This window comes from Dyadobacter jejuensis (genome assembly GCF_003149085.1).
In the GTDB taxonomy this organism is placed as follows: domain Bacteria; phylum Bacteroidota; class Bacteroidia; order Cytophagales; family Spirosomataceae; genus Dyadobacter; species Dyadobacter jejuensis.
On record NZ_QGDT01000004.1, the window covers coordinates 431,810 to 453,883 of the forward strand.

At 45.8% G+C, this 22,074-nt stretch carries 18 protein-coding genes; 5 read left to right on the top strand and 13 right to left on the bottom strand.

Annotation, left to right across the window (positions count from 1 at the left end; all coding sequences use genetic code 11):
• Nucleotides 1-3: 3 nt before the first annotated feature.
• Together scpA and CLV98_RS11010 are read right to left on the bottom strand one after the other, a co-directional pair.
• Nucleotides 4-2,088 (bottom strand): methylmalonyl-CoA mutase, encoded by a 2,085-nt coding sequence (gene scpA / locus CLV98_RS11005; RefSeq protein WP_109674354.1) that lies wholly within the window; start codon nucleotides 2,086-2,088, stop codon nucleotides 4-6.
• Entirely contained in the window at nucleotides 2,085-3,395 is a 1,311-nt protein-coding gene (locus tag CLV98_RS11010; protein ID WP_109674355.1) for a methylmalonyl-CoA mutase family protein, read from the bottom strand. The genes scpA and CLV98_RS11010 overlap by 4 nt, the downstream gene beginning before the upstream one ends.
• Nucleotides 3,396-3,654: 259 nt before the next feature.
• Here CLV98_RS11010 and dnaA point away from each other — a divergent pair, with 259 nt between their 5' ends.
• Nucleotides 3,655-5,082 (top strand): chromosomal replication initiator protein DnaA, encoded by a 1,428-nt coding sequence (dnaA, locus tag CLV98_RS11015; RefSeq protein WP_109674356.1) that lies wholly within the window; start codon nucleotides 3,655-3,657, stop codon nucleotides 5,080-5,082.
• A gap of 52 nt (nucleotides 5,083-5,134) precedes the next feature.
• Entirely contained in the window at nucleotides 5,135-6,118 is a 984-nt protein-coding gene (locus CLV98_RS11020) for a GNAT family N-acetyltransferase (RefSeq protein WP_109674357.1), read from the top strand.
• On the opposite strand, the gene CLV98_RS11025 is transcribed toward CLV98_RS11020, so the two are convergent.
• The 3 genes from CLV98_RS11025 to CLV98_RS11035 all read right to left on the bottom strand — a co-directional run bounded on the left by CLV98_RS11025 (nucleotide 6,082) and on the right by CLV98_RS11035 (nucleotide 8,749).
• Nucleotides 6,082-6,876 (bottom strand): DUF3108 domain-containing protein, encoded by a 795-nt coding sequence (locus tag CLV98_RS11025; protein ID WP_109674358.1) that lies wholly within the window; start codon nucleotides 6,874-6,876, stop codon nucleotides 6,082-6,084. The two genes, CLV98_RS11020 and CLV98_RS11025, sit on opposite strands and share 37 nt — an antisense overlap.
• Nucleotides 6,877-6,885: 9 nt before the next feature.
• Nucleotides 6,886-7,920 carry an aminopeptidase gene (locus CLV98_RS11030; RefSeq protein WP_229203318.1) on the bottom strand — a complete coding sequence of 345 codons (1,035 nt, stop codon included), beginning with the start codon at nucleotides 7,918-7,920 and terminating at the stop codon, nucleotides 6,886-6,888.
• 82 nt (nucleotides 7,921-8,002) lie between these two features.
• The gene (locus CLV98_RS11035; RefSeq protein ID WP_109674359.1) at nucleotides 8,003-8,749 is read right to left on the bottom strand and encodes an acyl-CoA desaturase; all 747 of its coding nucleotides are present in this window, start codon (nucleotides 8,747-8,749) and stop codon (nucleotides 8,003-8,005) included.
• A 335-nt stretch (nucleotides 8,750-9,084) separates the two neighbouring features.
• Between CLV98_RS11035 and recA the strand changes: the two genes are divergently transcribed.
• The gene (gene recA / locus CLV98_RS11040) at nucleotides 9,085-10,149 is read left to right on the top strand and encodes a recombinase RecA (protein ID WP_109674360.1); all 1,065 of its coding nucleotides are present in this window, start codon (nucleotides 9,085-9,087) and stop codon (nucleotides 10,147-10,149) included.
• A gap of 74 nt (nucleotides 10,150-10,223) precedes the next feature.
• Here the strand turns inward: recA and CLV98_RS11045 are convergent, their stop codons facing one another.
• From CLV98_RS11045 to CLV98_RS11070, 6 genes are all read right to left on the bottom strand, one after another.
• Nucleotides 10,224-11,753, bottom strand: coding sequence for a magnesium chelatase ATPase subunit I (locus CLV98_RS11045; protein WP_109674361.1), 1,530 nt, complete (start codon nucleotides 11,751-11,753; stop codon nucleotides 10,224-10,226).
• 15 nt (nucleotides 11,754-11,768) lie between these two features.
• The gene (rny, locus tag CLV98_RS11050) at nucleotides 11,769-13,340 is read right to left on the bottom strand and encodes a ribonuclease Y (protein WP_109674362.1); all 1,572 of its coding nucleotides are present in this window, start codon (nucleotides 13,338-13,340) and stop codon (nucleotides 11,769-11,771) included.
• Nucleotides 13,341-13,486: 146 nt separating this feature from the next.
• Nucleotides 13,487-13,798: a cell division protein ZapA gene (locus CLV98_RS11055; RefSeq protein ID WP_109674363.1), complete on the bottom strand. Its 312-nt coding sequence runs from the start codon at nucleotides 13,796-13,798 to the stop codon at nucleotides 13,487-13,489.
• Nucleotides 13,795-14,139 carry a hypothetical protein gene (locus tag CLV98_RS11060; protein WP_109674456.1) on the bottom strand — a complete coding sequence of 115 codons (345 nt, stop codon included), beginning with the start codon at nucleotides 14,137-14,139 and terminating at the stop codon, nucleotides 13,795-13,797. The genes CLV98_RS11055 and CLV98_RS11060 overlap by 4 nt, the downstream gene beginning before the upstream one ends.
• 86 nt (nucleotides 14,140-14,225) lie before the next feature.
• Nucleotides 14,226-16,640, bottom strand: a complete 2,415-nt coding sequence (gene pheT / locus CLV98_RS11065) for a phenylalanine--tRNA ligase subunit beta (protein WP_109674364.1) — start codon at nucleotides 16,638-16,640, stop codon at nucleotides 14,226-14,228.
• 203 nt (nucleotides 16,641-16,843) lie between these two features.
• Nucleotides 16,844-17,500, bottom strand: a complete 657-nt coding sequence (locus CLV98_RS11070; RefSeq protein WP_109674365.1) for a DUF1684 domain-containing protein — start codon at nucleotides 17,498-17,500, stop codon at nucleotides 16,844-16,846.
• A 186-nt stretch (nucleotides 17,501-17,686) separates the two neighbouring features.
• Between CLV98_RS11070 and CLV98_RS11075 the strand changes: the two genes are divergently transcribed.
• A complete protein-coding gene (locus tag CLV98_RS11075; RefSeq protein ID WP_109674366.1) occupies nucleotides 17,687-18,064 on the top strand; it encodes a response regulator in 378 nt (125 codons plus the stop codon).
• 14 nt (nucleotides 18,065-18,078) lie between these two features.
• On the top strand, nucleotides 18,079-18,840 hold the full coding sequence (locus tag CLV98_RS11080) for an MBL fold metallo-hydrolase (protein ID WP_109674367.1): 762 nt from the start codon (nucleotides 18,079-18,081) through the stop codon (nucleotides 18,838-18,840).
• 35 nt (nucleotides 18,841-18,875) lie between these two features.
• Here the strand turns inward: CLV98_RS11080 and CLV98_RS11085 are convergent, their stop codons facing one another.
• The gene (locus CLV98_RS11085; RefSeq protein WP_229203319.1) at nucleotides 18,876-21,047 is read right to left on the bottom strand and encodes a cation:proton antiporter; all 2,172 of its coding nucleotides are present in this window, start codon (nucleotides 21,045-21,047) and stop codon (nucleotides 18,876-18,878) included.
• 5 nt (nucleotides 21,048-21,052) lie between these two features.
• Nucleotides 21,053-21,733 (bottom strand): carbonic anhydrase, encoded by a 681-nt coding sequence (locus CLV98_RS11090; RefSeq protein ID WP_158281232.1) that lies wholly within the window; start codon nucleotides 21,731-21,733, stop codon nucleotides 21,053-21,055.
• Nucleotides 21,734-22,074 lie beyond the last annotated feature (341 nt).

Below are 22,074 nucleotides of genomic sequence, written 5' to 3' on the forward strand. Positions count from 1 at the left end.
GGCCTATTCTGACAGCAGCAGCTGTTGCAGGATATCCGTCGCTGCAAGGGTCATGACCGTGCCTGGTCCGTATATACCTTTTACACCCAGCTTGTATAGAAATTCATAGTCGCCAGGGGGGATAACTCCTCCCAATACGACGAGTATGTCTTTTCGATGGTGAGCCGACAACTCCTCCATTAGGGCGGGAATCATGGCTTTGTGGCCTGCAGCGAGGCTAGAAATGCCAATTACATCGACGTCGTTGTCCAGGGCTTGGTTTACTACCTCGGCCGGAGTTTGAAATAACGGCCCAATGTCGACGTCGAAGCCTAGGTCGGCAAAGCCTGTGGCAATAATTTTAGCCCCTCGGTCGTGGCCGTCCTGGCCCATCTTAGCCACAAGTATCCTGGGCTGCCGACCCTCTAGTCGGGCAAATTTACTGGCCAATTCCAAAGCCGTTTGGTAGTCTTTGTCTTGTTGAAGCTCGGAATGGTACACCCCCGACACACTTCGGGTGGTAGCTTGGTATCGCCCAAATCGTTTTTCCATGGCATCCGATATTTCTCCTAAAGTAGCCCTTTTTTTGGCTGCTTCCACCGCTAAATATAGTAAATTAGAAGTCATGTCCTGCCCCCCTGAGCGTTCGCAGGCTCGGGTGAGTTCGTCTAGGGCGCGTTGGACTTCTTGGTTGTTTCTGCTGTTTTTGATGGAGGTGAGCGCTTTGATCTGGGTTTCTCTCACCGATTTATTGTCAATGTCCAAGAGGTCGAAGGCGTTATTTTCGGTGGATTGAAATTCGTTAATACCTACTATGACCTCCTCGCCTTTATCTATACGGGCTTGCTTTCGGGTAGCCTCTTCTTCGATACGCATTTTAGGGATTCCCAGCCCTATAGCGGCGGTCATCCCGCCCATTTTTTCTACTTCTTCTATCAACTCCCAAGCCTGTGACGCTAGCTTTTCGGTTAACGATTCCATATAATACGAGCCTCCCCATGGATCGACCGCCCGGCAGATGTCCGTTTCATTTTGTAGGTAGAGTTGGGTGCTACGGGCTATTTCGGCCGTAAATTCACTGGGAAGGGCTAAGGCCTCGTCGAATGAATTGGTGTGTAGCGACTGGGTGTGGCCCATCACAGCGGCCAGGGCCTCTATGGTGGTACGGGCAATATTGTTGAAAGGGCGCTGTTGGGTAAGGCTATAGCCACTCGTTTGGCAATGGGTACGGAGGGCCATGGACTTCTCTAATTCGGGGTCAAACTGTTTCACTATCCTGGCCCATAGCAGTCGAGCCGCCCGTAGCTTGGCTATTTCTTCGAAATGATTCATGCCTATGCCCCAGAAGAAGGACACACGGGGGGCGAACTGATCGATTTTCATGCCCGATTTGATGCCTACACGCAGATATTCTAAACCATCGGCCAAGGTATAGGCCAGCTCCATATGGGCGGGAGCCCCGGCTTCATGCATATGATACCCACTCACGCTGATGGTATTAAAGCGTGGCATGAACCGGGTACAATAAGCAAAAATGTCGCCTACAATGCGCATCGACGGCTCGGGAGGATAGATGTATGTGTTTCTGACCATAAATTCTTTGAGGATGTCATTCTGGATGGTCCCCGTCAGCCGTTCTAGGGCTACACCCTGTTCCATTCCGGCCACGATATAAAAAGCCATAATGGGAATTACGGCACCATTCATGGTCATCGATACCGACATGCCGTCCAAGGGGATGTCCTGGAAGAGAATCTTCATGTCCTCTACGGTGTCGATGGCCACCCCTGCCATACCCACATCGCCCGGCACACGTGGATGGTCGGAATCATACCCCCGATGCGTGGGGAGGTCGAAGGCCACGGAAAGTCCCTTTTGACCCGCTTTCAAATTATTTTTGTAAAAAGTATTGGAAGCTTCTGCCGTAGAGAAACCAGCATATTGCCGGATGGTCCAGGGGCGTTCTATATACATGGAGGCATAGGGGCCTCGTAGGTAAGGCGGGATACCCGCATCATAGCAGGCAAATGCTAACCTAGGCGCTAATCTATACCCGTCTTTGGGCTCCGATGATGATAGGAATGGGTCGTGACGAAAATCGGGTTTCATAGGTTTGTAGTCTTGGAAGAAAAGCTCCTGGGTACTAGGTATATACTGTGAGGCTTTTGTTGGGATAGGGGTTTAGGGGCCGGTATCGTGGAGGAGTCGGGCGAATACGCCGATAATTGTCGCTCCCATGCTTCATCGAGCTTAGCACGCACTAGGCCCGAGTCGAAGGCCTGCAGGATACCGCCGTAGGACTCCCAGTCCAAAAATTGTCTCCATGCAGCCTCTTTAATTCCTTGGGTCATTTGCTCAAACAAGTAAGCGCCAGCAGTTGGGTCGACGATGTGGCCAATTTTTGCCTCATAACCTAAGAGCAAGGGGATATTTTGAGGTAACGTCAGTCCGGCTGATGGTGGCTCGACCTGTGCAGCGGGCATCAAGATGGCATCACAGCCGCCCATGGCGATACTCATGGCTTGGGTAGTCATCCTTGCCAGGTTCAAATAGGACTCCGAAGCTTTATAGTAACGTTCCGAGCATGACCCGACAATATAGGGATTGATGGCTGCCGGCGGAATTTCATAGTATCGGCCTATTTGATTGACCAGGACTCTTAAAGCCCTGATTTTGGCTATTTCTGACAGATAATTTGGCCCTATCGATATCGTAAAGAATGCAGCCTCAAGAACCGACTGTGGGGGGATGCCTCGGTCGGTAAAAAAGTCGAGATAAAAGACTAATGCAGCGGTAATCAGGCTTAGTTCCAAAACCGGATCGCCTCCGGCGGCTTCATATATTTGCCCATCGATCATAAAGCTGAAAAAGCCCGGTGGGTGTTTCGTTTTTAGCGCCTGTGCCAGCCTGTCCATGTACGACAAATGGGGAGTTTTTTGGCTCATCCACAGTGCCAAAGGGTCTATCGCATGGCCCCCGGGCGACGATGTGGGGAGCTCGGTGCCCATCCATACTTCATGGCCCTCGCTAGCCAGAGCATACACCGTGAGGTGTGGTATAGCCTTACGCTTCTCGAGGAAGGTCTTTCGTTGCTCGGCTGACCAAGTGGTATAGTCTAGCCATAATCCACCCATCTCCGTCATATGAGTATTTTCCAGGTGTATTACTGCCATGTCAAAACTACGGACGGGAATCACTTGAACCAGACCCTTGGTTTTTTTTTGCGCCTGTTGATTAAAATGTAGCTGGGCTTCGGTCAGGAATAGTTTTTTATAGTAACGATCGGAGAGCACGCCGCTACCAATCTCCCAGGGGGTAAGCTGAGATAGGGGTTTGTGCAATTCCGCTTCGGCTTTTTTTTGCCAATCTCCGGGATTGGGTACCGAAAACTCGCTTATTGATGAATCTAAACACATAAATCGTGTTATTGAGCTTATGAATATAATATTTCCTTAGATCGGCAATGGTATTATAAAAAGTAATATTTGACTTTTATGCGGGTCATGGGGCTAATTTAGGAAAAAATTGATGCTAGCGTACCGATACAAACAAAAAATAAACTTGTTTAAGCCCGTTCAGCATGTTAAATTGAAAATCATTTCGTCTTGGCATGCAGGTATTTTATATCTTTGCCGTCCTTTTAAGTTTTAACATCAAGGCCTTGGAATTCATACATTGGAAAGAGTAACTACATATAGAGAAGTTGATCAGATCTGGGATGCCTGTTTAAGGGTAGTCCAGCAACACATTCCCGAAGAAAGTTTTAAGACTTGGTTCGAGCCCATACGTCCGTTAAAACTCATTGGTAAAGTGTTGACGATTCAGGTTCCAAGCCAGTTTTTCTACGAATGGCTGGAGGATAATTATGTAAATTTGTTGCGCAAGGCGTTGGACTATGCCATTGGCCGGGATGGCCTATTGGAGTATTCTATCATTGTCGATAAGGGCAACGATAGTCACCAACCCCTCACGATGAACGTATCGGCGCCTAAGTCTGCTCATTATGCCGGGCCCGATAACTTTGGTACCGACCCCCGTAAAGGAGTCAATGGCTCGGGAAAGGACCAAGATTCGATGAATTTGGATACCTATTTGAACGCCAATTACTCTTTTGATAACTTTATAGAAGGAGATTGTAACCGCCTTGCACGCTCAGCAGGCTTTGCCGTAGCACAGCGCCCTGGGCTTACCTCCTTTAACCCTTTGATGATGTATGGTGGGGTAGGATTGGGGAAAACACACCTAGTTCAGGCCATAGGAAATTACATTATGAATCATTTTGACAACAAGATGGTCCTGTATGTCTCTTCCGAAAAGTTTACCAATCAGTTTATAAACTCCATCAAAAACAACACCTTACAGGAGTTTACCGATTTCTATATGAAGGTGGACGTACTAGCGATCGACGACGTACAATTCCTCTCGGGCAAGGAGAAGACACAAGATACTTTCTTTCATATCTTTAACCATTTGCATCAGCTAGGTAAGCAGATCATCATGACGAGTGATCGCCCTCCTAGAGAATTGCAAGGCCTGCAGGATCGTCTATTGTCACGGTTTAAATGGGGCTTGACGGCCGATCTGCAGACGCCGGATTACGAAACGAGGATAGCCATTATCCAGAAAAAAATTCAGTCGGAAGGCATAGCGATCGATTTCGACGTGATCGAGTACATTGCCCATAGTGTCAATTCTAATGTTAGAGAATTGGAAGGGGTAATCGTATCCTTGATGGCGCAGGCCTCCCTTACTCGGCGTGAAATTGACGTGGAGCTAGCGAAAAATACGCTGAAGAATATCGTTATGAATGAAAATAAAGAGGTGACCATCGACACCATTCAGGAGGTCATCGCCGATTATTTTCAAATATCTATTGCCGACTTAAAGAGTAAGAGCCGCAAAAAAGAAGTAGTATATCCGCGTCAGCTGGCGATGTTTCTGGCCAAAGAATATACTGAATTGCCTCTAAAATCGATTGGCTATCATTTTGGTGGCCGCGATCATAGTACGGTGATTCACTCCATCCAGAGTATCAACTTACTTATGGATGAAACCCCCGATGTGGACGAAACTTTACAAAAACTTCGCAGCTACTTTAAGTAATCTTTAGTAAGATGAGTACTCGCCCCTGTGAGGGGAATAACCCGGGGTAGTTATGGATATCAGAAGGGTACCTAGAGCTGCAATCGACGACGCCCAATGGGATCGGTTAATCTCCCATAGCCGGCAAGGAGTCCTATATGCCTTTAGCTGGTATTTGGATCGGGTATGTGAGCGCTGGGAAGCCTTGGTCGTCGGTGGTTCGACAGGATATTCCCTGGTGATGCCCATACCCTTAAGACGAAAATGGGGGCATTGGGTGGTATCTCAACCCTACTTCTGCCAATATCTGGGTGTCTTCGCTCAAGAGGCCATAGCAGCCGATGTTTTGAAGCAATTCGTATCGGCTATGGTCCGTCATTATTCCTATATCTCTAGCTATTCCTTTTCTCCATACCATGGAGCAGCGCTTGCGTCCGAAAAGGGACGCTCATTACTCGTAGGAAATGTGGAATTGGAGCATACGCATTGGCTGCGTATCGCTGAGGGGAGCAGCGGGCGCCTATATACTGCCGATCGCCGCAGAAACTTAAGGAGCGCAAATAGGTATGGATGGTCCATAGTAGATTCTACCGATATGAATCCACTCATCGAACTGTTTAAGAAATATCATGCCCCGACCATAGGCGTACATCCTCGGGCCTATGAGTCGTTGCGGCGCATTGTAAGTCTGGCAAAGGTGCGTGTCAGTATTCAATATGCATGCCTAGCGGGGCAGATCCATGCCGGTATATTGATTGTCGAATCGATGGGACATGCCATATACCTATTTAACGCCTCCGACACAGTGGGCCGGAGGGGGAACGCCCGTACCCTTCTGATCGATCGCTATCTGCAAAGGAATTCCAAAGACCTAAAACTATTTGATTTCGAATCTCCACCGATAGCTTCTATTTCCAGTTTTTATGCAAGCTTTGCCGCCGAAGCAGTTCCTATTATTAAGATTTCTAATAACCGGATGTCATTCCCTATTCCCACACTCATGCGATGGCGAAGGGCATTTTACTGGAACTTGAGGTCGGTTTTCAAGCCTTTGTAGGCCTTGATATCCATTTCCAAGGAACCAATGGCGAGTTCTACCTCGGCCTTTAGTGGGATTTTGTTCTCGTCGTCCGATACCCATAATCGCATGGCCCCTTCACCTTTAAAAAACTTATTGTCGGGTATCAGAGGGTTGAGGCGTAATACCTTGGTTCGTCCAAATTTGGTATTAATCACGTCTTTCCCAACATACCGCACCTTTAACTTATAAGTCTTGCCATCGAAAAAGGTGGGCATCTCAATAATATCCCCTTCGCTTACCCGGTCAAAATTGATGGTTCGCAAAAAGAAATACCCACTGATGAGGTCGTGAACGTTATTGGGGACAGGGTAGGTCTTGGTTTCATTTTTAATGGTCGAAATAGCCAAGTCTTTACCATGGTTAAATAGTACGGTTTCCTCTTTTCGGTATTTGTTTTCTTGGATATTGCGCTGAAACATCAGGGGTAAAATCGCCGTGGTGTCTACATAGGAGCGCCAAGTATCTCTTACCCGTGAAATAAGGTCGAAGGCCCCTACAGTTCTGCCAAATACGTTGATCCGATAGCAAGGTCGGTTGCTCACCGTAGACACGTTTTTTGCGATGTCGACCTTGGCTTCCGCCGCATTGATAAAGCCATAATGCACCCGGTATTCTACCCTTTCGCCAGTACCGAAGCTATTGTTAGGTACCACGCGGTATTCGTCTCTTTGCGTGAAGGCATACAGGCACAGTATAGGGACAACCAGTAGGCCGATGATACTTAATCTTTTCATTATATTTCTTTAAGGTGAGTCGTGTATGGATTTGAGCTGATTGAGGTAAGTTTTAAAATTACTGTCATACTTTTCTTCAAATTCCTTCTTAAATATTTTCTGTTGGGACCTGTATGTCTTATAGGAAATAAAAACCGCATTATTCGGCAGCTCCCTCGTTTCGTTATTTTTACGACTATATAACGCCATTTTTCCATTTAGCAATGTATCTATATTCGATACTATCGCCGCAATGGCGCTGTGTTTCAAGGAGTCCTTTGTGATTTCCGAATACTTTTGTGTTTCAAAACTGTCGTATAAACTATCCAGAATCTGACTGCCTCGCAGCATATGTTGGGCGTAGGCTTCATTATAGTTTTTACTAAATCTATAATTTTTAAGTTCCTTAGAGTCGGGTCCATATTTAAAGATCAAGAACCGTTCAGCCCCATAATTACCAATAAAACTTGCTAAATTCTCATTGAGTTCTAAGTTGCTTTTTACAAATAACGTACCATGCGTTAGTTCATGGAGGATTAAATTGGCCAGGCTTCCCTCACTTTTGGTAAGCATACTCGATAGAATGGGGTCTTTAAGATATCCTAGTGTAGACCAAGCCGATACCTCCCCAATATCAGTATCATAGCCTTTATTTTTGAGTACTAGTTCGTCCGACACCGCTCTGGTAGAATCGAAATAGCCCTTATAAGGGAAACTCCCTATGATAGGAAAATGCCATTTGTATGCTTTGATACGGTATTTTTCAGAAGCGGTCACTAGCCATATCAGTGGCTTGCCCTTTTGATCGTAGAAGGTCGTGTAGTTGTCGGAAGGGGTAAGGCCCAAGGAGTCCACGCCAAATTGCTTGATTTCCTCGATCAGTCGAATTTGCGCTTTTAGTGAATCCGGAAAGCTCGGATCCTGAAGAACTTCTTCCACAGGTACCACATTCCAGATGATGTCTAATTGTCCCTTGGCCTGCATGTAACCATAGCTCAGTAGTTCCCGATAATAGAGGCCCGACCCAATGAGTAAAACACCCAAGACTAAAAATGCTTTCTTCAATGTATTCTAATTTATAGTAAAAATCCAGAGCCTAGAGCGACGCTCTAAACTCTGGATAGCAAATTAGTCGTTATTTTATGGATTACATATAGTTCAGGTCATTATTAGGCTTCAGCTTAATAATTTTAAGTTTATTTAATAATAAAATAAACGGATAAGTAGGGTCAAATTCATGCCATTTGAATCCAAAATTGGCCCTGCCACCATATTTATGGTGGTTGTTATGATACGATTCGCCCATCATCAAAAAGTCGAAAGGAAGTAAGTTCTTTGCGGTATCGTCTACTTTAAAGTTTACATACCCATAGCGGTGTGCATACCAGTTGATAATTACGCCATGGATAGGGCCCATCAGGAAATGAAAGGGCAATAGCAAAAACATCCACCATTCCGTAGCAAATTGCAGGTAAAACACCACATAAAGTACGCCCCAACCGATTCGTGATACCCACATATCTCCAAGTTTTTCCATAGGGACCCAGTTAGGCACACCTTTTTTAAACTTAGGGTCGATGGTGTCGGTCTTGTGGACGATCTTATTATAGTAGTTTTTTGTTTTCCACATCATATCCATCACACTATTGGAGAAGCTAGGTGAATGAGGGTCGTTTTCAGTGTCGGCATATGCATGGTGTAAGCGATGCATGACGCCATAGGCATAGGGGCTCAAAAAGGAAGAGCCCTGAAAGATCCAGGTGGCTATATAAAATGTTTTCTCCCAGAAAGGACTCATGGTAAACATTTTGTGGGCAGCGTATCTGTGTAAAAAGAAAGTTTGCATGAGCAAGGACAGATACCAATGTGCAATAAAGAAAATAAGTATGATCATGAATATTGGCAGGTAGTAAATAAATATTGAGTGCAAAGCTAAAGTGGACCGAATATTTAAATTATGATGGACGTCAGCCCAATACCTGAAATGCCTTAGCAAAGCATGGAAAGCCTACCTAGAAGAACTAAAGAGTTTTATGATCTTAAAAATATCCAAAAACCTACCATGATTGATATTTTTTGAATCAAAATTGGCTATTAATATCCGAATAGCCTTGAATATACAATTAAAAGGAATAAATTTACAGTTGCATCCATCTGGCCTAACGTGCTGATACTGGATGTTATGTATACGGAAATTAATTTACACAAACTAAATTCACCTGACCATATATGGCACAAGCATCAGATAAAGAAAACAAACTAAAAGCCTTACAAACCACCTTAGAGAAACTCGATAAAACCTTTGGTAAAGGAGCCGTAATGCGCCTGAGCGATACCAAGGTTTTGGACGTCCCCGTTATTTCTACAGGGTCATTGGGCTTGGACTTGGCCCTTGGCGTAGGCGGCTTGCCACGTGGAAGGGTGGTAGAGATATATGGTCCTGAGTCGTCGGGTAAGACCACCCTGGCCATGCACTCTATTGCGGAGGCTCAGAAGGCTGGAGGCCTAGCAGCTTTTATAGATGCTGAGCACGCTTTCGATCGTATATATGCCGAAAAGCTAGGTATCGACACCAGTAATTTGCTTATTTCGCAGCCCGACAGCGGAGAGCAAGCCTTGGAGATTGCTGAGCACCTGATTAGCAGCGGAGCCGTCGATATTATCGTAATTGACTCTGTGGCGGCATTGGTACCCCGAGCCGAATTGGAAGGCGAGATGGGCGATAGTAAAATGGGGCTACAAGCAAGGCTGATGTCTCAGGCCCTGCGAAAGCTGACTGGCGTGATCAATAAAACAGGATGCTGCTGTATCTTTATTAACCAATTAAGAGAGAAAATTGGGGTAATGTTCGGTAATCCTGAAACAACAACAGGGGGTAACGCCCTGAAATACTATGCATCTGTTCGCCTTGATATCCGTCGAATAGGGCAGATAAAAGAGAGTGCCGACGCTATCCTAGGGAACCGTACCCGCGTAAAAGTGGTGAAAAACAAGGTGGCTCCTCCCTTTAAGGTGGTGGAATTCGATATCATGTACGGAGAGGGAATATCGAAAGTAGGCGAAATCATTGACCTAGCTGTGGAGCTAGAAATCGTCAAAAAATCGGGGTCATGGTTTAGCTACGACGGCAATCGTCTCGGGCAGGGCCGTGATTCGGTAAAGGCGCTGATTCGCGACAATCCTGAACTGATGGAAGAACTTGAAGCGAAGGTGAGGGCTAAGGTCAATAATGTGCCCGATTTGCTAATAGACACCAGCGAGCCTAACGTTCACGATGATGGCAAGCCAGAATAAAATGTAAAAAGTATAGAACCTAAAAAAGGCTCAGATTCTAATGAATTCTGAGCCTTTTTTGCGAGTAGGATTATTTAAAAGAGGTCGTCGTCCGAGTCTTCATCCATATCATAGTCGTCGTCGGGCCCGGAGAACATGCTACTGACCAAATCTTGAAACTTGATTCCTTCGTCCATAGATTGTTTTCCAATCAAGGAGAATTCGGCCATGCCGTGAAGTGCAAATTCCATCATAAACAGTCGGTCCGATTCTTGTACCGAAATACTTAATAGATCTACGAAGTCGTCCAACCCATCGATGGTTCGGAGGCGAGCGGCATATTCCCTGTCGGTCATGTCCATGGGCATTTCCATGGTATTGCCATTGCTAAACCATTCTACCACTTTGGCATAGGGGTTAATCTTGCTTTTTTTGGCTTTTTCAGGATCCGGGAAATAGGCTAAAAACTGAGTTCTTAAAGCCTTGCCGATGAGGTTTTGAGCCACGATCACGGGGCCTTCTACCTCGCCTTCGTATACCAGCTCTACCTTTCCACAGATAGCTGACACCACCCCGTAAATATCAGAAATACGAACCTGGGTCTTGGTTTCGTCATTAAGCAGTGCCCTTCTTTCGGCCGTGCTCAACAGACTTTCGTAGGCCGAGATGGTTAGTCGGGCCGATACCCCACTTTTAGCATCTACATATTCACTTTCTCTGGCTTCAAAAGCGACCTGCTCAATCAAGATCTTGGAGAGGTCGTTCACTTCTACCATTTCGGACTGTTGTTCTTTTACAAAGGCCTCTTGTTGGGTAATTTTGAGCCCTACTTCTATGGACTTAGGGTAGTGGGTGACGATCTGACTTTCTATCCGATCCTTTAGGGGAGTGACTATACTGCCCCGATTGGTATAATCTTCGGGGTTGGCAGTAAATACAAACTGTATATCCAAAGGTAGGCGGATCTTAAAGCCTCGAATCTGGATATCGCCTTCCTGCAAAATATTAAATAGGGCTACCTGTATACGCGCTTGCAAATCAGGTAGTTCGTTAATGACAAATATTCCTCTGTGCGATCTTGGGATCAACCCAAAATGTATCACCCTTTCGTCCGAATACGGGAGCTTCAGGGTAGCGGCCTTAATAGGATCGACATCGCCGATTAGGTCGGCTACCGACACATCGGGGGTTGCGAGCTTTTCGGTATAGCGCTCGTCCCGGTGCAGCCAAGCAATAGGGGTATCCTCGCCATGCTCCTTCACCTGGGCCAAGGCATAATAGGAGATTGGGTGCAAGGGGTCGTCGTGAATGTCGGATCCCGCCACATAGGGTACATACTCGTCGAGTAGCTGCACCATCATCCGGGCAATACGTGTTTTGGCCTGACCCCTTAGTCCTAAGAAATTGATATTATGCATAGAAAGAATGGCTCTTTCTACTTCTGGGATGACCGTCTCCTCATAGCCCCATATTCCGGGGAAATTATTTTCCTTATTTCGGATCCTTGATATTAAGTTTTGCCGTAACTCTTCCTTTACTGAAATCGTGTAATAACCTGCTTTTCTTAGTTCGCCGAGCGTGGTTATGGCCAGTCGCTGAGAACTGGTCAGCTGTGAGTATTTCATGTGGGTTGGTTCTAATTAACGTGCATAAGCCACCGAGCGCATTTCGCGGATGACGGTGATTTTGATTTGGCCGGGATACTGCATTTCTTTTTCGATTTTTTGAGAAATTTCAAAAGAGAGCATGCCTGCTTTTTCATCGGAAACATTCTCCGAATCGATGATCACTCTGAGTTCCCTTCCGGCTTGTATAGCATAACATTTTTCTACCCCGTCGAAGGCCATCGCCATATTCTCAAGGTCGCGTAGCCGCTGAATATAGGACTCCATCATTTCGCGGCGTGCCCCTGGGCGAGATCCCGATATGGCATCACAAACCTGGATGATCGGCGACAGCATGCTGGTCATTTCTATTTCGTCGTGGTGAGCGCCTATAGCGTTGCAGACCTCGTGGTTTTCTTTGTACTTTTTAGCCAATTCCATACCCAGGATAGCATGTGGAAGGTCCGACTCCTCGGGCCACACTTTTCCGATATCATGGAGTAGACCGGCCCTCTTGGCTAGCTTCGTGTTCAATCCTAGCTCTGAGGCCATGGTAGCACAAAGCTTAGCTACCTCACGGGAGTGCTGAAGCAGGTTTTGGCCATAAGATGACCGGAAGCGCATGCGTCCTATCATTTTCACGAGTTCGGGGTGTAGGCCATGGATTCCTAAATCGATAACGGTACGCTCGCCGATTTCAACGATTTCATCGTCGATGTTTTTACGTGTTTTGGCTACCACTTCCTCTATACGGGCGGGGTGAATACGGCCATCCTGAACCAGACGGTGGAGAGAGAGCCGGGCGATCTCCCTTCTTACAGGGTCGAAGCCTGATATTACGATGGCCTCTGGGGTATCGTCGACGATAATCTCCACACCCGTGGCCGCTTCCAAGGCGCGGATATTGCGACCTTCTCTACCTATTATTTTTCCTTTGATGTCGTCGTTTTCGATATTAAATACCGAAACACAGTTTTCTATGGCATGCTCCGCGGCTGTGCGTTGAATGGTTTCGATCACGATTTTCTTGGCTTCCTTGGTGGCCGTCAGGCGTGCCTCTTCCATAGCACTTTTTACGTACGATCCGGCTCTGGTGTCGGCTTCGGCCTTTAAGGCATCTACAAGCTGTTCCCTGGCCTGATCGGCGGTAAGGTTAGCGATTTTTTCTAGCTGCGAAACCTGCTGTTGCAAAAGTTTTTCGGCCTCTTCTTTTTTCTTGCTAGCTACTTCTAACTGTTGGCTCAGGCCGTTTTTAAGCGATTCTAGCTCGTTTTCCCGCTTCTTATTTTGCTCAATCGTTTGGTTGAGGTTCTGTTCCCGTTGCTTGAGTTTTTGCTCATTCGACTGCAGGATATTCCTTTTTTTGTTGGCTTCTTCCTCAAACTCACCCTTCAATCGCAGGTACTTCTCTTTGGCTTCTAAGATGCGGTCTTTCTTAATATTGTCGGCGGCGGCTTCGGCATTTCGGATAATATCGGCGGCCTTATCGGTCGCTTCTTTCTCCAAGTGGTCAAAGGACTTCTTGAATATGTATTTACCCGCCATAATACCCACGCCGACGGCGATGATAACGGATAGTAATAGAATGAAAATAATTGAACTTGACATTTTAAATAGTGTTTACAAATAGTTGGGATAAACCGACTAGAAGCCTATTCATGTCGAGCTGAAGGAGCTATTGAACCAAGAAGAGAATTGTTTAGACTAAAAATATCTTAGCATTCGTGGATATTATATTACTACAAAATCAAATATTAACTTTCAATGGCGCTGGTAACTGTCTCTTCTATGCGCTCCATTCGTCCTTGAAAGGCCTCTGTAAGGCCGTCCATTTCTTCACGCATGCGCTGTAGGGCTACCAAGCATTCTATTGCCGTTAATCCAATTGCCTCGATATCATCATATCCGTTTTTCTTTGATTTATGCTGTTCTACACGTTCTATGAATACCTCGTAACCTTCACGATAATAGCGTTCTTGGTCCGCTGGGACACTCAATTTGAAGCCTTTATCCATGAATTTGATAAAAACAGAAACATCCGGATTTGAAATGCTGTTCTTTTTCATAAGGTATCTTCAAGCATTAATATGCACTTATCTATCTCTTCAATATATTGTTCAACCGTTGCTTTCAGTTCGGCCATGCCGGCTGTTGGTGTCAGTTTACTAGTGACAATTTTAGCGAAACTTTTAGACTTATTAAAGTCTTTTTCTAAACTACTGTATTTTTTCTTTAAATTTTTAGTTTCTTCTTGTAGTTTCTGATTTGATTTCTTTAGCTCTGCATTTTCACGTTGTAGCTCATGTACCGTCCAATCAAGGGTCTCTTTGATGTTGATTAAGATGGCCAGTTTCTTTTCAAATTCTGACAATTTCTGCTCCAGAATACGTGGATGATTGGGCTCCATAAGGTACATTTTTATTTTACATGGCGCTCAAAGGGTTCTCCAAATAAAACTCAAGATACATACGAAAAAATGCAGCTTAGCAATGGTTACTTTCTAATGGTGGCCTGTAGCTCTTTTTCAAAGGTAGTGATAAAACGTTGCATCGTCTTTTCTATTACCTTATCGGTCAGCGTTTGTTTTTCGTCTTGTAGTATAAAGCTCAAGGAATAGGATTTTTTACCCCCTAAGTTTTCTCCTTCATAAACGTCGAACACGTTCACCGATCTAAGCAACTGCTTTTCTGTTTTGCGTGCCAACTGATTTAACTGTTGGAAGGTAACTTGCTTGTCGACCACTACCGACAAGTCGCGCCGTACCTCTGGGAATTTGACTACCTCTTGGAAGGCGACCATGCCGTCGTATTGCTTAAACAGCAAGTCCCAGTCGAACTCCGCCATGAAAACGGGAACTTTTACATCTACCAATTTGTGGATGGCCGGTTTAAGCAACCCAAATGAAACGAGGGGCTTTTTGTTGAGCGTGTAAGTGAGACCATAGCTGAATATATTGGGGTCGGCGGGAGTTTGCTCCAATTGTTTCACTTTCATTACTGCCAATACCTGGCTTACCATACCCGAGAGGTCATGAAATACCACGTCTCTGGATTTTTCTATCCATGTTTCTTCCCCTGCATGGCCGGTAAGGAATAGGCTGAGTTGTTCTTTTTCAGAATATTTTTCTCCTTTCTGGAAATATATCTTCCCGAATTCAAAAAGTTTAAGGTCTTTTTGTCGACGGTTTACGTTATGCGCTATGACTTCCAAGCCCGAAAAGAGGAGGGTCTGACGCATTACCGACAGGTCCACGCTCAGGTAGTTTAGTATATTTACAGGCTCTCCAGGCATACTTTCGGCTATCGACGCCTGCCATTCGGGCTTAGTGAGCGAATTGTTGATAGTCTCTATATACCCCTTAGCAGCGAGTTGTTCGGCAATTCTAAGTTTAAGCTTTTCAGGATCGTTGGTGGGGAATTCCGAAATAAAGCTGGAGCTCAAGGCGTCGGAAAGTTCCACCTGGTCGAAGCCATATATCCGGAGAATCTCTTCGATGATATCGGCTTCCCTCTGAACGTCCACTCTATAAGGAGGTACTATAGCCGTAAAGCCAAGCTCTGTGGTATCGGCCACGGTAATGTCTAGTCCTTCTAGAATGTCCAAAATTGTTTGCTTTCCTAGTTCTTTGCCAATCAGGCGGTCTATATGCCGGTACAATACAGGAATCCGGAAGTCCATGATGGGATGGGGGTAAAGATCGGTAATTTCCGAAGATACTTCGCCACCCGCCACCTCTATCAGGAGCATAGCCGCCCTTTTTAGGGCAAAAATCGGCATGTTAGGGTCTGTTCCTCTTTCGAAACGGAAAGAAGAGTCTGTTTTTAAACTATGATTCTGGGCCGTCTTCCGCACCGAAATAGGGGAGAAATAAGCGGATTCCAGAAAGATATCGGTAGTGCTTTCGGTCACGCCCGACTCTAGTCCGCCAAATACCCCGGCTATGCACATAGGCTCCGATTGGTTGCAGATCATCAGGTCGGTGGCCGCTAGCTTACGTTCTTGCTCGTCGAGGGTCGTAAAACGGGTTCCTTCCGACAAGGTTTTTACGATGATCTCGTTGCCGGTCACCTTGGCCAGGTCGAAAGCGTGTAGGGGTTGGCCAAGTTCATGAAGAACAAAGTTGGTAACATCCACTACATTATTAATATTCCTTACCCCAATGGTCTGTAAGCGTTGGCGTAGCCATTCAGGTGATTCACCCACTTTCAGCCCTTTTATCGTCAGGCCAGCATAGCGCGGACAGGCCTCTTCGTTTTCTACACGGACGGCCACTGGGGCGTCGGTGCGTGCTATAGTGAAGTTTTCGATATTGGGAAGGGTCAAAGGCTTGTTTAAGGCCGCCTTCAGGTCTCGTGCCACTCCTAGGTGAGAGGCTGCGTCAGCACGGTTAGGAGTGAGTCCTATTTCTATCTGAAAATCGGAGCTAATACTCAAATAGGTAGAAGCAGGAGTGCCCACTTCTACTTCTTCGGGTAGTACCAGGATGCCGTCGTGCGACTGGCCCAAGCCGAGTTCATCTTCGGCACAAATCATCCCCTCGGATACTTCCCCACGAATTTTTGATTTTTTAATGACCAATGGCGTCTCACTGCCCGAAGGATAGAGTTCGGCGCCTATGGTGGCTACGAGTACTTTTTGTCCGGCAGCTACATTGGGAGCCCCACATACGATCGATAAGGGGGATCCTTGGCCCGTGTCGACGGTGGTAAGCTTCAGTCTATCGGCCTGTGGGTGTTTTACACATGTGAGCACCTGTCCGACGACTACATTCTTAAGTCCTCCTTTTATAGACTCTATCTCCTCGATGCCCTCCACTTCCAATCCTGCAGAAGTCAATATTTTACTTATTTCCTCTGGTGACTCTTTAAAATCAACGAACTCCTGTAACCACTTATATGAGATTTTCATGCATTTTTAATTCTAAATCATAGACATCCTGGGTGCTTGGATCTGACTCGAAAACAGACGCTACACGATGTCATTAATTATTTGGATAAACTTATTTTAGTGACACTTTATTCTTGCAAATTTAGCTATTCTGACCATAAACTGGTACTGACTCGCATCGATTGTTTTGCATAGATTCACCAACGGCAATGCGTTTGGCATTACTAGTGCATCGCTTCTTCGTATTGTTCCCCGGCAAAAATGGCCACTGGCAGGGTGTTCTCTTTTGGAGGAACGGGGCAGGCGAAGCTCTCCTGATAGGCACAATAAGGATTGTAGGCCTCATTGAAATCGATGGTGAGTACATTATTTTGTAGATTCGATAAGGGGTAATCGAGGTAGCGGCCACCACCGTAACTCTCCTTGCCACTGGTTTCATCTCTGAAGAGGATAGATAAGCTCCCTTCGTTTTTCAGTATCATCAGTTTTAATGGTTGGCCATTGATGGTGAAGTTAGCCATTCCAAAGCGTTCATAATTATCTTCAGTACCGTCGGTATAGCGCACCTTGAGGGTCCGATCATCGCCAGTATAAGGAACTACATTGGCTTTTACCCGGTATTCGGGATTGACCTTAAAGTAATGTAGGCCGTGAAAAGCCGCTTTGTCGGCGATAGGGGAGTCGTCGCCATCTCTAAAAAGTTCGTCTTTTTCAGCTCTTTTTTTCATTATCTGATCAACGTAGGCCTGGGGGTTGGTCGCTAAAAGTTCGTCCATAGAGTCGCCAGAGGTCCTTCCTGTAAAATTTTCAACGAAAAAATAGGCCAGTATGGCGAGCACCATGGCCACAGTGCTGTATCGGATCAGTTTATTCTTAAACATATTAATGGAATTATTCGCTATTTTTATGCAAACTTACATTTCAAATCTAGGTTTGAGAAGCAATAGAAAATTTATTTACATATTTGTTCTAATTTTGAGATCATACCGCCAAGGATTTGGGTTGTTGATTGAAAAATCTTTAAATTGTCCTGGCAAATTTTTAAAAACCAATACCTGATTCATCATATGTCCTACACAAAACGAGTACTCATTGCCGAAGACAGTTCAGTAATTCAAAACCTGGCAAGGAAGATTCTTGAATTCCAACACTACGAAATAACCTCCGTAAAAAATGGCGAGCAGGTGATTAAGCTGCTTGAAAAGGAAGATTTTGACATTATCCTTTTGGATATCAACATGCCGATTATGGATGGTATGGAATGTGCACGGACCATTCGTGGATTTTCTGATGCCAAAAAGGCCAAAACTCCTATAGTTGCTATTACCGGAAATGCAAAAAACTACTCAGAAGAAGACTTTAAAGAGGCTGGCTTCGACGACGCCCTAATGAAACCGCTTAACTTCGATCGTTTGGTAGAAGTGGTAGCACATCTGACAGAATAGGGAGGAGCAATTGCATGAAGATTACCTTATTAGGAACAGGCACTTCGCAGGGGATACCCGTTATCGCCTGCGAGTGCCCTGTATGTCAATCGGAGGACCCGCGCGATAAAAGGCTTCGCGTTTCGGTATGGATCGAACACCAAGGCAAGTCGCTGGTGATCGATACAGGCCCCGACTTCCGGACACAAATGCTGCGGGCAGGAGTGAAGCGGCTGGACGCTATCCTTTTTACACACCCCCACAAGGATCATACCGCTGGCCTCGACGACGCCCGCGCCTTTAACCACCTCCAGGGAATGGATATCCCTTTATACGGAAGGGATTGTGTTTTGGAGCAGATTAGGACGGAGTTCGCCTATGCTTTTTCTGAATATCGATATCCCGGCGTCCCGCAGTTTGAAATGCATCCTATCCAAAATCATCCCTTTGCTATCGGAGAGCTGACGATCACCCCGATCGATGTACTGCATCATAAACTTCCCGTTTTTGGATTTAGGATTGGTGACTTTACGTATATCACCGATGTTAACTACATTTCGGAGCAAGAACAACAGAAAATAAAGGGTACCAAAGTGCTGGTACTCGATACCTTACAAAAGCAACCTCATTTATCACATTTTACGCTAGCTCAGTCCTTGGCCTTGGTAGAGAAACTCTCCATCCCCCAGGTATATCTTACCCATATGAGCCATAAACTGGGAAAGCATGCCGAGGTGGAGCAAGAGCTCCCACCAAACGTTCGCTTGGGTTATGATGGGCTGGTTATAGCGCTTTAGCCCTTATTTTATAGGCCAAAGTGCTATACCGTTTCTTATTCCGGTCTCAATATATTTTTTATCAGCTTATCTCCCGTCTTACCCAACTGGGTGATACCCTGTTGTAGGAACTCTCCTGTGCGCTCAAACTCATTGGAAGGGCTTTGAGAAAAGTCGGAGCGTTGGTCGGGGTACATGAGCAGATAATTATATTTGCCGAAGTATTTGGCCAGGTAGCGAGGCACCTCCGCCAGTCCTGGGTGATAGCTCACGTTGCCTGGCCTAGCCGACATGATCACGAAGAAATCTTCCGCCTTAATCTCCCTAGAAAGAATCAGGAAGTCGTTCCAGTTGTCGAACTCGGTAAACTTGGCCTCCGGGCCCTTAAAGCCTTCATTGAGGCGTCGGAGCGCCTCCAGGGTACGGGAGGTTCCATAATAATGTAAGTCGCAGTTGAGCTGCTTGGCAATGGTGGTAATGCGCTCCATTAGGATAAAAAACGATGGCTCCAGATCGGCTTGGTCGGGGCATACCACCGTCATATTATGAATGGTGTTCAGGGGTTGAACGCCATGTATGAGGTATATGATCTGTGGGCATCGGTCTAGTAACCGTTGAGACTTGATCCCGGTAGCCGACAGGCCGTCGTATTTACTTTTATCTTGACCTATAATGACTTCATGGATTCTTTTTTCCTCGAGGGTGTGTTGAATTCCGGACACGAAATTGACATCGTAACGTATCAGGGTGTTCAGGATAACGTCTGTAGCGGCTGCAGTAGCCACCATTCTATCCTGGTAGGTCTTGAATCTACGTTCCTCGGCCTCTCGGTCGTCGGTGTCCGAACTTATTACCGACAATACGAATATATTCTGTTCAAGTTTTCGAGGCTGCATCAGCAATGCGAGCTCGGTCATGGGATCTATGGTTTCGGCCTTAGAGGCCGCTATCAGAATGTTGCGGGTGTCTTTATCGCTAGGCTCTTTTTTGCCAGCATCTTGCTCCTGAGCTAGCTTGGCCGCGGCCCTTGCGGTAGCTACTGACGAAACCGAACAGGTAATCAGGATCATGATCAAACATCCGTTTAAGACGTCTTCGTTGAGCAAGCGCATGGGCTCGCCCAGCTCATTCTGTCCTAATATGATATTATACCCCACCAGCACCGTTGCCAAGGTAGCGGCTGCCCTGGCCGAACTCAAGCCGAAGATCAGGGTACGTTCGTTGGCATTCATTTTGTAGATTTTCTGGGTAATATAGGCCGCCAGCCATTTCGAAAGTAAGGCGGCGGCTGTCATTACACCGGCCACCTTCAGGGAGTCCAGACTTTTAAATAGTACTTTTAGGTCCACCAGCATCCCTACGCCTATCAAAAAGAAGGGGATAAAAAGAGCGTTTCCGACGAAGTCGATACGGTTCATTAATGGGGAATGGTGCGGTATTAGTCTATTAAGTGCCAAACCCGCCAAAAAGGCCCCAATGATGGCCTCTATCCCGGCTAGTTCGGCTAAGAAGGCGCCTAGGAATACCATGGCCAATACAAAAATATATTGGGAAATGTTGTCGTCGAATCTCTTGAAAAACCATCGGGCGATAATGGGGAATATAAACCAGACAATTAGAGCGAAAATAACGACCGATATGCCCAGTCGCACCCAGAAGGCTTGGTTGATTTCGCCCTGACTCATTTTGGCAATCACCGCCAATACCAGCAGGGAGAGGATATCCGTAATAATGGTCCCTCCCACGGCGATGGTTGCCGACATGATCTTATGCACATTGAATCGGGCAGCTACTGGGTAGGCGATCAGGGTATGCGAGGCCAGCATACTGGCAAAAAGTATACTGGTCATCCAGCTATACTCTAACAGGTAACGTGCCGCAGGGGTAGCGACGATCATGGGTACCGCAAAGGTAAAGATTCCGAAGACCAGGCTCTTGGCGCTGTTCTTCTTGAACTCCTTCATGTCTATCTCTAAGGCGGCCAAAAACATGATATATATAAGGCCTACCGTCCCGAATAGGACGATGCTACTGTCGCGCCGCAGTAAGTTGGCCCCGTGCTCACCTATTACTACCCCCGCCAAAATCAATCCTATTACATAAGGGATTCTAAGCTTGTTGAGCAAAAGGGGCACGAAAAGGATTATAAACAGAACCAATGAGAATATCAGTACTGGATTGCTAAGAGGGAGTTGAAACATCCCCTCCGCATTTAGAAGCAAAGCCATACGTATTAATTTTTAGTCAGAGAATTGAGTGGGTTATTGTCTTTTAAGGGGGTTACTACTCCGGTCTTATCATTATAAAAAGCGCTGAGTACTACTACTTTTCCGTCCATGACCAATTGCTTCAGGAGAGGACTTTGAGACATAATCTGGGTGATCGAAATTTGAGCTTGGTTTTTGGCTACATGGTCCACAAAATCTTTATTGGCTGAGGAGCGATCGGCAAACTCCTGGGTGGTGGTCATGGCATTTTGAAGCTCCTTGGTGATATAAGGAAAGAGGCCCGTTTGCACGTTGTCGCAGGCTGCACCTATTATTTTACTATTATTATGAGCCAATATCATAATGACCTTAGTACCTGCATATTGAACCGCATATTCCATAACGGCCATTTGTTTGGGGTTGGTAAGGCAAGCGGGACTCGACACCTGCAAAAACATTTTTTCGTTAAGGTCAAATATATTTTCCAATGAGCTGGGAAGGTCTATATCTGTCAATATCAGAAAGGGCTTTCTCCTGAGTGCGGTGTCAGGAATAACTTCCTCCGATTTGCGTAAAAAATCGGTTTTTTGACTGAAACGTTCATTACCAAGCATCAGCGCCGTAAGTACATTACGGGGGTTAGACTGGTATACGGAATCCAATGTAGCCCTATATAACAGGTGGTCCCTGGTCTTCGCGTCCAACATGAGTGAGTCGGCTATATGGTTGGTTAGCGAATCCGATTCTACTAGTTCATCTTTTGTGTTTTGTGTGTCACAGGAAAACAGAACAGAAGAACTAAAGATGAGGATACATGCCCAATAAACTTTTTTTGCAGCTAACATTATGGTCGAATTCAATTTAGGTAGTCAATAATACGTTTCGTCGTCAAGATAGTGAAAATGCCCTTCCCCTTGATCATAAAGACCAAAAACTTTGATGTTACCATTTTTGTACCTTCTAATATGTCCAGGAAGAGCACTTTAGTTTGGTATTACAATCGTGCCCGATACCGACCCCATGGGTCTCAAAACAGCGCTACAATGGG